Below are 14237 nucleotides of genomic sequence, written 5' to 3' on the forward strand. Positions count from 1 at the left end.
GCTCATCAGGAGGGGGGCGTGGCGAGAACCCCGTGGAAGAACCCGCTAGTCGGTGGCCGGCGGGCCGGACCGCGACGTACGGGTGGCGTCGGCCCCGGCGCGCAGCCTGCGGCGGGCGGAGTAGCCGGCCAGGCCGACCGCGAGGAGGAGGGTGCCGCCGTTGAACAGGGACGTGGCCCAGAACTCGGCCCCCAGCTGCTGGATGCCGGCGAGACCGATGGCGAGGATGGAGACGGCGACCACGGTGCCGGCGGCGTTGGCGCGGCCGGGCCTGATGGCGGTGGAGCCGAGCAGGGCGCCGACGAAGGCGGGCAGCAGGTAGTCCATGCCGACACTGGGGTTGCCGATCTGCTGCTGGGAGGCGAGCAGGACCCCGGCGCAGCCGACCACGGTCCCGGAGCCGGCGAAGGCGTAGACGCCGTACCGGCGGGTGGGGATGCCGACCAGGTCGGCGGCCCGGGCGTTCGAGCCGATGACGTACAGGTAGCGGCCCAGCGGCAGCCGCTCCAGCAGCAGCCACAGGACGACGGCGAGGCCGAGGACGTAGAAGGCGGGCACCGGCAGGCCGAGGAACTTCGAGTCGTACAGGTCGGTGAAAGCGGCGGGCAGTCCCTGCGGGCCGGGGACGATGCGGGCGCCGTCGGTGATCCAGCCGGTGCAGGCGTAGAGCACGCTGCCGGTGCCGAGGGTGGCGATGAACGAGTCGATCCTGGCGAACTCCACCAGCAGGCCGTTGAACACGCCGACGACGCAGCCGCCGACGACGACGGCCAGGCAGGCCGGCGGCCAGGGCCAGCCGTTGTTGACGATCAGCTGCATCGTCAGCACGTGGGCCAGGCCGAGGCCGTAGCCGACGGACAGGTCGAACTTGCCGGTGACGACGGGGATCATCGCGCCGAGCGCGAGCATGGCCGGGATCGACTGGTTGGACAGGATCGAGGAGATGTTGTCCAGGGTGGGGAACGTGTCCGGCAGGGCGAGGGAGAAGACCAGGAAGAGCAGGGCGGTGAGGGCGAGCAGCCCGTAGGTGCCGATCAGGTGGCCGGGGGAACGGCCTCCCGCGGAGGTGCTCCGCGGGGCGGCGGCGCTCCTGCGGGGGCGTGTCCTCGTGCCCTGGCCGCCGCCGGACTCGGGCTGCTGCGGGCTGCGGGAGGATCCTGTCTCGATGGCCATCAGTGATCGCCTGTTCCGGTCAGCGCCGGCATGGCCGACGCGGCCTGGGTGAGTTCGGTGACGGTGAGGGTGTCGCCGGACAGTTCCGTCGTCGCGGCGCCCCGGACGAAGACCAGGGCGCGGTGGCAGACGCCGGCCACCTCTTCGAAGTCGGTCGAGATGAGCAGGACGGCGAGTCCCTGGGCGAGGGCGTCGTCGAGGAGCCGGTAGATCTCGGCCTTCGCGCCGACGTCGACGCCCGCTGTCGGCTCTTCGAGGATCACCACGCGGCGGCTCAGCCGGAGCCATCGGCCGATCATGACCTTCTGCTGGTTGCCGCCGGACAGGGTGGCGATCGGCGCCTCCGGGGCGGCGGGACGGACGCCGAACCGCTCGATGAGCGAGCGGGCTTCGGCGCGCTCCCGCCGGGGACCGATCCAGTGCCAGGGGGAGCGGCTGTCGGCGCGCGGATTGGCCAGGAAGTTCTCCCGCACGGTGAGTTCGAGGGCGCAGCCCTCCTCCTGCCGGTTGCTGGTGACGAAGCCGATCCCCGCGTCCACGGCGGCGGCGACCGACCCCGGGTGGTACGGACGGCCGTCGAGCAGGGCCCGGCCGCCGGTGAGGGGCCGGGTGCCGGCGAGGGCGCGGCCGAGGTCCATGTGGCCGGCCCCGGTGAGGCCGACCATGCCGAGGATCTCCCCGGCGCGCAGTTCCAGGTCGACGGGTCCGGCGCCCTCGGTGGTGACCTCGGTCAGGCGCAGCACGATGGCGGACTCGGCCCCTCGGGTGCGGGGGCCGGGCGGCCTGTGGCTCTGCGGTTCGTGGCCGACGATGTCGCGCACGAGCCGGTCGGGGCCGTGCTCGGCGAGGACGCCCTGACTGATGAGCCGGCCGTCGCGCAGGACCGCGAAGCGGTCGGCGACCTGGTAGACCTCGTCGAGGCGGTGACTGACGTAGACGATGGCGTGGCCACGGTCGCGCAGGGTGTGCAGGACCTCGAAGAGCCGCACGCAGTCCGCGGCGGGCAGGCTCGCGGTCGGTTCGTCGAGGACGATGAGGCGGGCGCGGGTGGACAGCGCGCGGGCGATGGCGACGAGGGAGCGTTCGGCGCGGGTGAGGTCGGCGACGGCCGCGTCGGGGTCGAGGTGGCCGGCCACGATGTCCAGGGCCTCGACGCAGCGCCGGCGGACCCGCCGCCAGGAGACCAGGCCGGCGCGGCGGGGGTAGCCGGTGCCCAGGGCGACGTTCTCCGCCACCGTCATCCACTCCACCAGACCGAGGTCCTGGTGGATGAAGGACATCTCGGCGGACGCGGCGTCCGTGCCGAGGGGGTGGCCGGCCACGGTGATCCGGCCTTCGTCGCCGCGGTGGACACCGGCGAGGATCTTGATGAGGGTGGACTTCCCGGCGCCGTTGTGGCCCAGGAGGGCGAGGATGCTGCCCGCGTGCAGGTCGAGGTCCACGTCGGCGAGGGCCAGGGTGCCGCCGAACCGCTTGCACAGTCCGCGGATCGTTGCCAGCGGGCGGGAAGCCGGGGGGTTGGGAGCTGTGTCTTCGGGAGCGTCGTTCACAGACTTCTCCGGAATGTGCAGGCCGAGGACCGATCCAACGGCTCGCCCAACATCCTGAACTCGGCCCAGCATTATGGTCAATGCTCGTGCTGGCTTTTATTCCCTCAAGTTGTGGGGGCCGTACGGCAACTCCCGTACGGCCCCCACAACTTGAGGCAAGAGGGTCCCGCCTGCGCGTTCACCCGCCGCCCAGGCGTGCCCCCGGCGGGAGCATGGGATTCTCCATGCCCGCCGCGATCGTCCGCAGATCCGCCAGCAGCGCCTCACGGAGCTCGTCGTCGAGCCGCGCCTTGAGCACGGTGACACTGATCGCGAACATCGCCGAGTCGGTACGGAACCCGCTGACCGCGACGGCCAGGCAGACGACGCCCGGCGTGGCCTCCTCGTCGTCGATCGCGTAGCCCCGCTCCCGGGTCCGCGCCAGGTCGTCGAGCAGCGCGGGCGCGGAGGTCAGGGACCGCTCGCTGAGCGCCGGCAGGGTACGGCCGCGCAGCCGGTCCTCGGCCGCCGCCGGATTCAGGGTGGACAGGATGGCCTTCCCGGTGGCCGTGCAGTTGGCCGGGAAGCGGTCGCCGATGTTGGCGGTCAGCCGCAGCGGCTGCGTGCCGTCGTACCGGGCCAGATAGAGCACGTCCAGGCCGTCCAGCACGGCGACGCGGGCCGTCTCCCGGGAGACGTGCGCGGTGCGCCGGCACAGCTCGTAGAAGTCGCGCACCTGATCCACCGTGGACAGGTAGCGGCCCCCGAGTTCGACCAGCTTGCGGCCCAGGCCGAAGCCCGCTCCGTGGCGCGTGATCATCCCCGCGGCCTCCAGGGAGACGCAGAGGTTGCCCGTCGAGGACTTCGGCAGCCCCAGGGCCCGGGCGATCTCGCTGACCGACAGGTGGCGGCCCCGCGCCTCGCCGAGCGTGTCCAGGATCGCCACGGCCCGGGTCACCGCCGGGACAAGACTTCCTGGGTCGCTTGCGTTCATCCGCAACTCCATCCACCATTCTGTTCAAAGTGCAGCATGTTGTGATTGTCTCTCGTATCTCACCGAACGACAACGGCGGCGGCGCACGCTTCGGCGGTGAGTCCCGACGAACTCCCCGACCGCGGCGCCGCCCGGGTCGGCAGATGAGATCCTCCGAGCCTTGGAGCGCTGAGCAGCGATGACCAGCAGCCCGTCTGATTCCCTGCTTCCTCTGGCCTCTTCCGTCCTCCCCGACAACGGACCGCACCTCTCGCGCGAGGAGTTCGACATCCTCTTCGAGACGGTGTCCACCTGGGGTCACTGGACCCCCGCCGACCGTGGCGCGTGGAACCGGGTCACCCCGGCGCACGTCCAGCGCGCCACCGCCCTCGTCCGCAGCGGAACCACCGTCCCGATGGCGCTGCCCTGGAACACGACGGCGGGACCCGACAACGGCAAACCCGCCCTGCACTACATGTCCGACCTCGGCGACGTGGAGAGCCCCGAACCGTCCTGCCACAAGGACTTCATCGCCGTCGACTACCACGGCAAGGGCGTCAGCCACCTCGACGCGCTCTCCCACATCGCCTACCGAGGCCAGCTCTACGACGGCCGCACGGCCCGCGAGGTCGTCGACGCCGCCGGCGCCCACTTCGGCGCCGTCTCGGCCCTGGGCCCCCTGGTCACCCGAGGCGTCCTCATCGACCTGCCCGCCGCCCTCGGCGTCGACTGGCTCGAACCCGGAACGGCCGTGCACGCCGAGGACCTGCTCGCCGCGGAACAGACGCTCGGCGTGACCATCAGCGAAGGCGACGCGGTACTCCTGCGCTCAGGACACTTCCGGCGCCGCGCCGAACTCGGGCCGTGGAACCCCGACAACGCGAGCGCCGGCCTCCACGTCGACGCCGTCCCCCTGCTGGCCGAACTCGGCATCGCGCTGCTCGGCGGCGACGGCGACAGCGATGTACGGCCGTCCCCCGTCGAGGGACTGCACTCTCCCGTCCACGCCCTCGCCATCACCGCCATGGGCGTACCCCTGCTGGACAACCTCGACCTGGAGGCGCTGTCCACCGCCTGCGCCGCGGAGGGCCGTTACGAGTTCCTGCTCGTCGTGGCACCACTGAACATCCCCGGCGGCACGGGCTCGCCGGTCAACCCGGTCGCGGTGCTGTGATGGCGGGCCCCCAGCCGGCCGCGAGCCGGGTGACCGTCGGCGTCAGCCACGACTTCCTCGACGGCGACGGCCGCAACGTGTGGGGAGACATCCGGCTGAGCGAACTGGACACCGCCGGGATCGACTGGCATTACCTGCCGCGCGACACCGACGAACTCCTCGCGGCGGACATCGACGGCCTGGACGCCGTCCTGTTCGCGGCGCCCTCCGTCACCGCCCGCACCTTCGCCGGCGCCGGCCGGCCCCCGCTGCTGCTCGCCCGCTTCGGGGTCGGCTACGACGCGGTCGACCTCGACGCCTGCACACGGCACGGCGTCCTGGTGACCATCACCCCGGACGGAGCCCGGCGCCCCGTCGCCACGGCCGCGCTCACGCTGCTGCTGGCCGTGCTGCACAACGCCGCCACCAAGGACCGGCTGGTACGGGAGGGACGCTGGGCCGAGCGCGACCGGTGGATGGGACGCGGGCTCACCGGCCGCCGCGTCGGACTGCTCGGCCTCGGCAACACCGCCCGCGATCTGGTCGGACTGCTGAGACCCTTCGAGACCGAGATCATCGCCTACGACCCCTACTGCCCGCCGCGGGCCGCGGCGGAACTCGGGGTACGTCTCGTCGACGCGGACACGGTGATGGCCGGGTCGGACGCCGTCATCGTGATGTGCGTCCTGACCGAGGAGACCTTCCACCTGGTCGACGCACGGCGACTGTCCCTGATGAAGCGTTCCGCGGTACTCCTCAACGTCGCCCGCGGCCCGATCGTCGACGAGACGGCCCTGATCAGCGCTCTGCGCGACGGGCGCATCCGAGGGGCCGGACTGGACGTGTTCGAGAACGAGCCCCCCGACCCCGGCAACCCGCTGCTGCGCATGGACAACGTCGTCCTCAGCCCGCACAGCCTCGCGTGGACGGACGAGATGTCCGCCGGCAACGGCGGCAGCGCGGTCCGCGCCGTTCTCGACGTGGCGACCGGCAGACCGCCCCGCTTCGTCGTCAACCGGGACGTGCTCGACCACCCGGACCTGTCCGCACGCCTGAGCGAACTGGCGGCCCGCGCCGGGCTGTTCACCGATGCGGAACTCCCCACATGACCTCCCCGTCCCCACGGTCCGCGACGGTCGGCTTCGTCGGCCTCGGCGCGATGGGCCTGCCGATGGCCGCCAACCTCGCCGGGGCCGGCTTCGACGTCCTGGTCTGGAACCGCGGCCGCCCGGCGCTCGACTCGGCCGTCGCGGTCGGCTGCCGGGCCGCGGAGCACCCCGGACAGGTGGCGGCCACGGCCCCCGTCGTCCTCAGCATGCTCCCCGACCTGCCGCAGGTACGGGACGTCCTCGACCGGCCGGACGGACTGCTGGCCGACCCGGCACCGGCCCTGCACACCCTCGTCGTGATGGGCACCGTCTCCCCGGCCGGGGTCCGCGCCCTCGCCGACGAACTGCGACCGCGCGGCCTCACCGTCGTCGACGCCCCGGTCAGCGGCGGCGTGACCGGCGCCCGCGACGCCACCCTGTCCATCATGGCGGGCGGCCCGGAAACCGCCGTCGAACACGTCCGCCCGTATCTCGCCGCGCTGGGGTCGACCGTACGCCGCATGGGAGACACCGGCGCCGGATCGCTCGCCAAGGCGTGCAACCAACTCGTCGTCGCGGGAACCCTGGTGGCCCTCGCCGAGGCCGTCGTACTCGGCGAGCGCGGCGGACTGCAACCGGCGGCCCTGCTGGAGGTCCTCGCGGGCGGGCTCGCCGCCTCCGAGGTGCTGGCCCAGAAACGACACCACCTCACCGACGGCGACTTCACCCCCTCCGGCCCCGCGCGCTATCTCGACAAGGACCTCGGCTTCGTCGTGCAGAGCGCCGCCGACGGACACGTCACGCTGCCGCTGTCCGACACCGTCGCCGGGCTGTACGCGTCGGTCGTCGCCCAGGGTCTCGGCGACCTCGACAACAGTGTCGTCCTGCACCTCCTGCGCTCACGCTCCACGACAGAGGACTGAACCGTGCAGCCGGAAAAGGCCGGTCCCCGGTCTCGTCACGCACCCGAGGAGGAGAAGGTGCAGGGGCTCGGCGAATCGCCCGCCGGCTCCCGCGGCGCGACCACGCGGTGCGGGTGTACGACATCCGGCCGGACACCGTGGCGGCCCTCGCCCGTGAAGGGGCGCGGGCTGGGCCGACGCGCCCCTCTCCGGCGGGGCCCCGGGAGCCGAGCGCGGCGACCTGACCCTGAGGCTCGGAGAGGACGAGAAGGACGAGAAGGACGAGAAGGACGAGGGGGACGAGGAGGACGTGGCGCGGGCCCGGTCCGTCCTCGCCGCGCTGGTGAACCGGCTGACCCACCTCGGGCCCGCCGGCTCCGGACAACTGGTGAAGTCCGTCAGCCAGGCGATGGTCGGCTGCGGGTCCGCCACCCCGGCAGGTGCTCGGTGCGCTCAGCGGAGACAGGGCCGGCTCGGCGTGCGCCGCCGCTCACCCCTCGGAGATGCTGATGGCCTTGACCGGGCAGGTGCGGACGGCCTCCCGCAGCAGCGGATCCCCGCCGCCGTCCTCGCGGCCCGGCAGCAGCTCGCTGAAGCCGTCGTCGTCCTGGGTGAAGATGCCGGGCGCGGTCAGCGCACACTGGGCCGAACCGATACAGACGTCCCTGTCGATCTCGATGCGCATGCCGACCAACCCCTACCAGGTCACCGGAAGTTCGAGCATTCCCTGAATCGTGTCGCCCGGTTTGAAGGGGATCTCCTCCGCGGGCGCGGCCAGCCGCAGACCGGGCAGCCGGTCGAAGAGCGTCCGCAGCGCGATCTCCATCTCCGCCCGCGCCAGGTTCTGCCCGAGACACTGGTGGGTACCGAAGCCGAACGCCACGTGATGACGGGCCGAGCGGTGCCAGTCCAGCACATCGGGGTTCTCGAAGGCGTCGGTGTCGCGGTTGATGAGAGACGGTGTGAAGACGACCCCCTCACCGGCCCTGATCGTCGTACCGGCGATCTCGATGTCCTCGACGGCCAGCCGCAGGAGCCCGTCCGCGATGGACAGGAACCGCATCAGCTCGTCCACCGCGGCGGGCATCAGGGACGGATCGGCGCGCAGCTCGGCCAGCTTCTCCGGGTGCTGGAGCAGGGTGAAGGTGCCGAGCGAGAGCATGTTCGCCGTCGTCTCGTGCCCGGCCACCAGCAGAATGAACGCCAGGGAGACCAGGTCGGCCCGCTCCATGATCCCTTCGTTCAGCTGGTCGCGGATCAGATCGTCGAGCAGTCCGTCACCGGGCGTCCGCTGTTTGCGGTCGATCAACTCGCTGAGGTACGTGTCGAGTCGGGCGCCCGCGTCGTAGGCGTCGGCGGGCAGCCCGCGCGACAGTCTGCGGCACTGCGCCTCGAAGAACTCATGGTCCTCGTACGGGACGCCGAGCAGCGAGCAGATCACCATCGACGGCACGGGCAGCGCGAAGGCGTTCACCAGTTCGGCCGGCGGGCCCTGGGCCACCATGCGGTCGATCAGCTCGTCGACGGTCCGCTGGATCTGCGGCCGGAGCGCTGCCGTCCGCTTGAGCGAGAAGCTGGGGATCAGCCTCCGCCGCTGGACGTTGTGCTCGGGATCGTCGGTACCGCACAGCGTCGGACGGCGGTCCCGGACGACCCCGGCGAAGCGCGGGTCGGGAATCGGGAAGCCGTCACGCCACGCCTCGACGGACAGGCGCTGGTCGGCCATCAGCTCGCGGGCCACGGCATGGCCGGTGACCACCCACACCTCACGGCCGTCGTACAGCGTGATCCGCGACAGCGGCCGTGACATCGGCCCGTAGCCGACGGGCGGGTGATAAGGACAGGTACGGTCCTGAGGAAAAGGCAGAGCGGCGGACTGCGTCATTCGAGCAGTAAACAGGCGCCGTCGGTCAGCCCGTTTGCGTCACGGTGCCAAAACCGGCCCCCGGCTCTGGCCGCCTGGACCAATCCCGCCGGGCCCTTGGTCCGCATGACCAGATCCGGGCGCGAATGTTGGGACCGCGGAGCGAGAACCCGCACTCACGGGGACTGTCTACTCACCGCATGCTGAGCTCGCGACCCGCCCCACCAGCGGTACGGCTGCTGGACGACGATCCGCCGGTGAGACCGGGTTCGTTCGTCGGCCGCCGAAACGAGCTGCGCACGCTCCGGCAGGCGGCCGGGAGACACCGGCTCGTCACCTTGACCGGGCCGGGAGGATGCGGCAAGACCCGGCTGCTGGTGGAGGCCCTGCGCGGCTGCCTCGCACGCACCGGCCAGAAGGTGTGGTGGGCCGACCTCGCATCGGCGGCGGTCGACGACATGCCGGCCGGCACGCTGGTCTCCGCCATCGGTGACCAGCACGCCGTACTCGTCCTGGACACCTGCGAGCGTGCCCTCGACCCCTGCGCCCGGCTCGTCGCCGAGCTGATCGACCGCTGCCCGGGGCTACGGATCCTGGCCACCAGCCGGGAGGCACTGGCCCTGCCCGGCGAGGCGGTCGTCCCGGTGCCGCCCCTCTCCGTCCCCCCACCAGGGCACCGCCTGAGCCCCCGGGAGCTGCTGCGGACCGACGCCGTCCGGCTGTTCGTCGACCGGGCGCGCGCCGTCGTACCCGATTTCGAGCTGACCGAGGCCGACGCCGACGCCGTCGGCACGCTCTGCGTCCACCTCGACGGTCTTCCGCTGGCCATCGAACTCGCCGCGAGCCGGGTGTCGCGACAGCCGGTGGAGGAGATCCTGCCCGCGCTGTACCGCGCCGACGGCCCGGACGACCCCCACCGGCAGGCGAGCCTGCGAGCCGTCGCCGACGGGAGCCACCAGCTGCTCGGCGCCCGTCACCGGGCCGTGCTGCGCAGACTGTCGGTACTGCCGCGGGACGCCGCCTTCGACGCCGCGGAGGCGGTGTGCGCCATCGGTGACGTGTCGGCGGCCGAACTGCCCGGACTGCTGGCCGATCTCGCGGCGAAATCGCTGCTCACCCGATGTCCGCCGGCCGCCGGAGGCGGAATCCGGCAGCTGGAGACCATCCGGCGGTACGCCGCCGACCGCCTCGTCGAGGCCGGCGAGCGGACCGCCGTCCGGCAGGCCCTGACCGCCTGGCTGGGCGACCGCGCGACGGAGTTCGTCCGGACCGGATACGTACCGCAGAAGACGGCACGCTGGATCGCCGCGCGCAGCGAGTACCTGGCCCTGGCGGTCCGCTGGACCGGCGGACGTCACCTCGCCCTGGCCACGATGTACGGCTGGCACCTGGCGCAGGCCGGTGACCTCCGGGCCGCCGCGCGCGTTCTGGAGCAGGCGTCCCTGCGGTCACCGTCCGCGCCGCACCGTGATGTGCTCCTCACCCATCTCGCCGGGGTGCGGTTCTCCTCGGGCGCGCGGGCGGCCGGGATCCGGGGCCTGGAGCAGACGGTCCCGGCGCTCGAACAGGCGGGGAACGACGCCGGCCTCGCCACGGCGCTGCTGACCCTCGGCGCCGCACGCGCCCGCGAAGGCGAGCCGGCAGCGGCGATACGGCACTACGAGCACGCGTCGACGGCGCTGACCGCGCGCGGCGAGCACGCCGGCGCCGCCGCTTGCCGGCTCCAGCTCGCCTGGCTCGCGGCGCGGTGCGGGGACACCGACCGTGCGGAGCGGACCACCGAGCAGGCACTGCCGGTGCTCCGCCTGTACGGCGAGTCGCGCCTGATGTCGTTCGGGTCGTGCACCACCGGCACCGCGGCGCTGGTCCGGGGCGATCTCGTCACCGCGGAGTCGATGTTCTCGCAGGCCGTCGAGTGCGCCGAGAACGACGACCTGTCGCCCGCCCTGGACGGACTGGCGGCAGTGGCCGCGAGCACGGGCCGCCACCAGCGGGCCATCGTCCTCAAAGCGGCGGCGGAAAGGCTCACGCGCACGCCGGCCACCTCACCGTGGCACAGCCTGTTCGCCGGCAAGCCGCTCATCACCGGCCCCCTGCTCGAAGCGGGTGCGTACCGCGCCGCCGAGCGACTGGCACACAGGATGACCCGTCAGCAGCTTCTCGACTACGTGCACAACGGCACCGCACGTCCTGCCACCGCCGAGCCACCGCTGAGCCGGCGGGAGAACCAGGTCGCCGCGTTCGTCGCGGCCGGGCTGACCAACCGCGGGGTCGCGGCGAGACTCCAGATCTCGGAGCAGACCGTCGGCTCCCACATCACCAGCATCTACTCCAAGCTGGACCTGAGTTCCCGCTGCGAACTGGCGACGTGGCTCGCGGCCAGGGCCTCCGGTGAGTGAGGGCGGGACGGCCTGGTCGCGGTGCCCGTCCTGCGGAGGCCCGCTGCCGACCGGCCGGCCCGGGCCGGCCGCGACGTACTGCTCCAACGCGTGCCGGCAACGAGCCCACCGCCGGCGCCGGCACGAGCGGACAGCGCGCGCCCAGGACTCCGCGCCCGGCGCCGCCGGCGGCATCGGCAGCGTCAGAGCCCTCCAGCCGGCCACCGACAGCTTCGTCGGCCGCGAGGACGACATCGCGCACGCGGCACAACTGCTCCGGCGCCACCGGCACATCACGCTCGTGGGACCGCCCGGCGTGGGCAAGTCCCGGCTGGCCCGCGAACTCGCCCACCGCACCAGGCAGTCCCGCCCGGGCGGTGTGTGGCGCCTGGACCTGGGCCCCGGCCCAGAACCGGACAAGGCCCGCGCCGACCTCGCCGACACGCTGCGCCTCGGGCGGCTTCCCGCGCTGCTCCTGCTGGACGACTGCGACGAAGCCCTCGACCTGGCCGCCGACCTGGCCGCGTACGTGTCCTGGCGCTGGCCCAGCACGACGACACTGCTCACCAGCAGGGAACCGGTACGGCTCGCCGACGAGACGCCGGTGCTGGTGAACCCGCTGCCGTCCGCCGGACGGGCCGACCGGGACACGCCCCTCAGCGCTGCCGTCCACCTGTTCGTCGAGCGGGCCCGTGCCGTCGACCCCTCCTTCGTCCTGGACCCGGGCAACGAGGACGACGTGGTCCGCCTGTGCGCACACCTCGACGGCCTGCCGCTGGCCATCGAGTGCGCCGCGCGGAGAGCCGGGTTCTTCACGCCGGGAGAGATCCTCGAACGGCTCGGCGACGGAATCGGCCTGCTGAGCGGGCCCGGCCGGCGCCAGGACCCGCGTGAGGCCCTCCGGCGGAGCTACCGCCTGCTCGACCGGGGCGAACAGGCGGTGCTACGGCGATTGTCCGTCCTGGGCACCGAGTTCGGCCTCCCCGATGCGACGCTGGTCTGCGCGGGCGAGGACGTTCCCGCCACCGAGGTCGGCGACCTGGTCGCCCGCCTCGCGGTGAAATCCCTCGTCTCCGTCGCCGACGGGCGCTGCCGCCAGCTGAACGTGGTCCGCGGCTTCGGCCGGGAGATCCTCGCCGCCGAGGGCGAGGACGCCGGCGTACGCGACCGGTGGACCGCCGCGCTCGTCCGCGACATGGAACGGGACGACAGCACGAGACCGCAGGTCATGGCGGAGACCCTCCGGGAAGCCTGCGCCTGGGGGAGGGACCGCCGGCCCGAGTGGACGGGGCCCCTTGCCGTCGCGCTCGGCCGCTGCCTGCTGCGGCACGGCCACGTCCGGCCGTCCGACTACGACCTCGTGCGGTCCGCGCGCGCCTGCGTCCCGCCGGCCTCCCCGTGGTCGGGTCCCCTGCTGGTGGAGTGTGCCGCACTGGCCGGCTGGGTCGGCGACAGCGCCGCCGCCCTGACGTACGCGCAGGACGGTGTCGACGCCGCGCGTGCATCGGGCCGGCCGGGACTGCTGGCCCGGGCACTGTCCGAACTCGGTGCCGCGTACTCCTCGGCAGGTGAACTCACCCGCGCCGCCCGCTATTTGGAGGAGAGTCTCGCCATGGACGAAGGGCCAGTCGGCGCGTGCCTGTACTGGCTGGCCGCGGGCGCGCTGTCCCTCGGGGACACCCACCGCTGCGGCGCCCTGGCCGCGCGGGCCGTCGCGGCACTGAAGGTGTCGGGCCCCCGCCCGATGCTGCTGCTCGGCCTGCACCTGGCCGGTCACGCGGCCGTCGTCCGAGGCGACGTCGAGCACGCCCGTGCGTGTTTCGCCGAAGGACTCGACGCGGCCGAGGGACATGTCTGGGCCGTCGGTCTCATGCTGGAAGGTCTGGCCGTCGGATCCGCACGGGACGGGCATGCGGCGCAGGGGCTCTACATCGGCGGCGCGGCGTACCGTCTGCGCACCGCGGCCCCCCGCCCCGGGCAGGGCTGGGACCGGTTGGTGAGGACGACCCTGGAGCGTGCCCGCGCTGAGGTCGACGTACGGGAGAGCCGGCGGATCGGTGCGGCGGCGGCGCGGGCGACGGTCCAGGACCTGGTGGCCTACGTACGGCCGCGCGGGGCGTCCGGCGACGACCCGACGGCGCTTCCCCTCCTCGCCGAAGGGGAACGCGACCTGCTCACGCTGGTCGGACACGGGCTGACCAACGCGCAGATCGCGCGGCGGCTGCGGATCTCACCGCGCGCGGTCGCCTACCGGCTGACCGGCGTGCGCCAGAAGCTCGGCCTGCGCTCGCGGACCGAGCTCGCCGTCTGGGCGGGCCGCGATCCCGGCTGAGGGACGGCACGCGCTACCGGGCCTCTGCCGGTGATGCCGTCCGGAGCGCTGCCGACGGGACGAGGACCTCGGTGATCGCCCGGATGACCTGCTCGCGATGGGCGTTCAGGTAGAAGTGGCCACCGGTGTAGGTCCGCAGGGTGAACGGCCCGTTCGTCTGTTCGCGCCAGTCGGCGGCCTCGTCGGGGGTCACCCGGGGGTCGGTGTCGCCGAGGTGGGCGTGGATCGGCGTCTCAAGGCGCGGGCCGGGTTCGAAGCGGTAGGTCTCGACGGCGGTGTAGTCCGACCGCAGCGTCGGCAGGATCAGCCGCACCAGTTCCTCGTCGTCGAAGAGCCGTTCATCGGTGCCGCTGAGCTTCTTGACCTCCGCGAGGAGCCCGGCGTCGTCGCGCTGGTGCACGGTCTCCGGGCGGATACGGGTGGGGGCGACCCGGCCGGAGACGAACAGGGCGAGGGCCACCGTGCCGGCTCGTTCGAGCCGCCGGGCGACCTCGAAGGCGACGCTGGCGCCCATGCTGTGCCCGAACAGGACGGTGGGCCGGTCGAGCCACGGCGGCAGTACCGACGCGATCGTCCCGGCGAGGTCCACGATGGACGTGACGCCGGGTTCGTGCCGCCGGTCCTGTCGGCCGGGGTACTGGATCGCCAGGACCTCCGCCCCCGGGGCCAGCGCCTTGGCGACCGGGAGGAAGTAGCTGGCCGCACCACCGGCATGCGGGAAACACACGACCCGGTACGGTGCGTCCTCCGCGGCGGCGAACCGGCGGATCCACCGGCCGTCGTCGTCGTTCCTCTCCAACATCCGAACAGTTCCTTCCTCGGTCGGGGGCTTGAGCCGATCGCCG

11 protein-coding genes are annotated in these 14237 nt (G+C 72.9%); 5 read left to right on the forward strand and 6 right to left on the reverse strand.

Annotation, left to right across the window (positions count from 1 at the left end; genetic code table 11):
- Positions 1–45 precede the first annotated feature (45 nt).
- The 3 genes from ACLZOT_RS44035 to ACLZOT_RS44045 all read right to left on the reverse strand — a co-directional run bounded on the left by ACLZOT_RS44035 (position 46) and on the right by ACLZOT_RS44045 (position 3696).
- Positions 46–1173 carry an ABC transporter permease gene (locus tag ACLZOT_RS44035; protein ID WP_416974874.1) on the reverse strand — a complete coding sequence of 376 codons (1128 nt, stop codon included), beginning with the start codon at positions 1171–1173 and terminating at the stop codon, positions 46–48.
- A complete protein-coding gene (locus ACLZOT_RS44040) occupies positions 1173–2723 on the reverse strand; it encodes a sugar ABC transporter ATP-binding protein (protein WP_416974875.1) in 1551 nt (516 codons plus the stop codon). Before ACLZOT_RS44040 ends, ACLZOT_RS44035 begins: the two co-directional genes overlap by 1 nt.
- Before the next feature lie 178 nt (positions 2724–2901).
- The gene (locus ACLZOT_RS44045; protein ID WP_416974876.1) at positions 2902–3696 is read right to left on the reverse strand and encodes an IclR family transcriptional regulator; all 795 of its coding nucleotides are present in this window, start codon (positions 3694–3696) and stop codon (positions 2902–2904) included.
- A gap of 178 nt (positions 3697–3874) precedes the next feature.
- Here ACLZOT_RS44045 and ACLZOT_RS44050 point away from each other — a divergent pair, with 178 nt between their 5' ends.
- From ACLZOT_RS44050 to ACLZOT_RS44060, 3 genes are read left to right on the forward strand one after another with little or no spacing between them, the layout of a single operon-like run.
- On the forward strand, positions 3875–4849 hold the full coding sequence (locus tag ACLZOT_RS44050; protein ID WP_416974877.1) for a cyclase family protein: 975 nt from the start codon (positions 3875–3877) through the stop codon (positions 4847–4849).
- Positions 4849–5937, forward strand: coding sequence for an NAD(P)-dependent oxidoreductase (locus ACLZOT_RS44055; RefSeq protein WP_416974878.1), 1089 nt, complete (start codon positions 4849–4851; stop codon positions 5935–5937). The genes ACLZOT_RS44050 and ACLZOT_RS44055 overlap by 1 nt, the downstream gene beginning before the upstream one ends.
- On the forward strand, positions 5934–6839 hold the full coding sequence (locus ACLZOT_RS44060) for an NAD(P)-dependent oxidoreductase (protein WP_416974879.1): 906 nt from the start codon (positions 5934–5936) through the stop codon (positions 6837–6839). The genes ACLZOT_RS44055 and ACLZOT_RS44060 overlap by 4 nt, the downstream gene beginning before the upstream one ends.
- 469 nt (positions 6840–7308) lie before the next feature.
- On the opposite strand, the gene ACLZOT_RS44065 is transcribed toward ACLZOT_RS44060, so the two are convergent.
- Together ACLZOT_RS44065 and ACLZOT_RS44070 are read right to left on the reverse strand one after the other, a co-directional pair.
- Positions 7309–7503, reverse strand: a complete 195-nt coding sequence (locus ACLZOT_RS44065; protein WP_416974880.1) for a ferredoxin — start codon at positions 7501–7503, stop codon at positions 7309–7311.
- A 12-nt stretch (positions 7504–7515) separates the two neighbouring features.
- Positions 7516–8703 (reverse strand): cytochrome P450, encoded by a 1188-nt coding sequence (locus ACLZOT_RS44070; RefSeq protein ID WP_416974881.1) that lies wholly within the window; start codon positions 8701–8703, stop codon positions 7516–7518.
- 179 nt (positions 8704–8882) lie between these two features.
- On the opposite strand from ACLZOT_RS44070, the gene ACLZOT_RS44075 reads away from it, so the two are divergent.
- Together ACLZOT_RS44075 and ACLZOT_RS44080 are read left to right on the forward strand one after the other, a co-directional pair.
- The gene (locus tag ACLZOT_RS44075; protein WP_416974882.1) at positions 8883–11081 is read left to right on the forward strand and encodes a LuxR C-terminal-related transcriptional regulator; all 2199 of its coding nucleotides are present in this window, start codon (positions 8883–8885) and stop codon (positions 11079–11081) included.
- Positions 11074–13392 (forward strand): ATP-binding protein, encoded by a 2319-nt coding sequence (locus ACLZOT_RS44080; RefSeq protein ID WP_416974883.1) that lies wholly within the window; start codon positions 11074–11076, stop codon positions 13390–13392. The genes ACLZOT_RS44075 and ACLZOT_RS44080 overlap by 8 nt, the downstream gene beginning before the upstream one ends.
- Positions 13393–13405: 13 nt before the next feature.
- Here ACLZOT_RS44080 and ACLZOT_RS44085 read toward each other — a convergent pair whose 3' ends face one another.
- Positions 13406–14194, reverse strand: a complete 789-nt coding sequence (locus tag ACLZOT_RS44085) for a thioesterase II family protein (protein WP_416974884.1) — start codon at positions 14192–14194, stop codon at positions 13406–13408.
- Positions 14195–14237 lie beyond the last annotated feature (43 nt).

Origin of the sequence: Streptomyces sp. 4F14 (genome assembly GCF_048159485.1) — a bacterium.
Lineage (GTDB): Bacteria > Actinomycetota > Actinomycetes > Streptomycetales > Streptomycetaceae > Streptomyces.

What these genes read in the sequence shown, in the direction of transcription:
- ACLZOT_RS44035 (WP_416974874.1), bottom strand. Translation starts at nt 1,173, where the DNA reads ATGGCCATCGAGACAGGATCCTCCCGCAGCCCGCAGCAGCCCGAGTCC.
- ACLZOT_RS44045 (WP_416974876.1), bottom strand. Translation starts at nt 3,696, where the DNA reads ATGAACGCAAGCGACCCAGGAAGTCTTGTCCCGGCGGTGACCCGGGCC.
- ACLZOT_RS44050 (WP_416974877.1), top strand. Translation starts at nt 3,875, where the DNA reads ATGACCAGCAGCCCGTCTGATTCCCTGCTTCCTCTGGCCTCTTCCGTC.
- ACLZOT_RS44055 (WP_416974878.1), top strand. Translation starts at nt 4,849, where the DNA reads ATGGCGGGCCCCCAGCCGGCCGCGAGCCGGGTGACCGTCGGCGTCAGC.
- ACLZOT_RS44060 (WP_416974879.1), top strand. Translation starts at nt 5,934, where the DNA reads ATGACCTCCCCGTCCCCACGGTCCGCGACGGTCGGCTTCGTCGGCCTC.
- ACLZOT_RS44065 (WP_416974880.1), bottom strand. Translation starts at nt 7,503, where the DNA reads ATGCGCATCGAGATCGACAGGGACGTCTGTATCGGTTCGGCCCAGTGT.
- ACLZOT_RS44070 (WP_416974881.1), bottom strand. Translation starts at nt 8,703, where the DNA reads ATGACGCAGTCCGCCGCTCTGCCTTTTCCTCAGGACCGTACCTGTCCT.
- ACLZOT_RS44075 (WP_416974882.1), top strand. Translation starts at nt 8,883, where the DNA reads ATGCTGAGCTCGCGACCCGCCCCACCAGCGGTACGGCTGCTGGACGAC.
- ACLZOT_RS44085 (WP_416974884.1), bottom strand. Translation starts at nt 14,194, where the DNA reads ATGTTGGAGAGGAACGACGACGACGGCCGGTGGATCCGCCGGTTCGCC.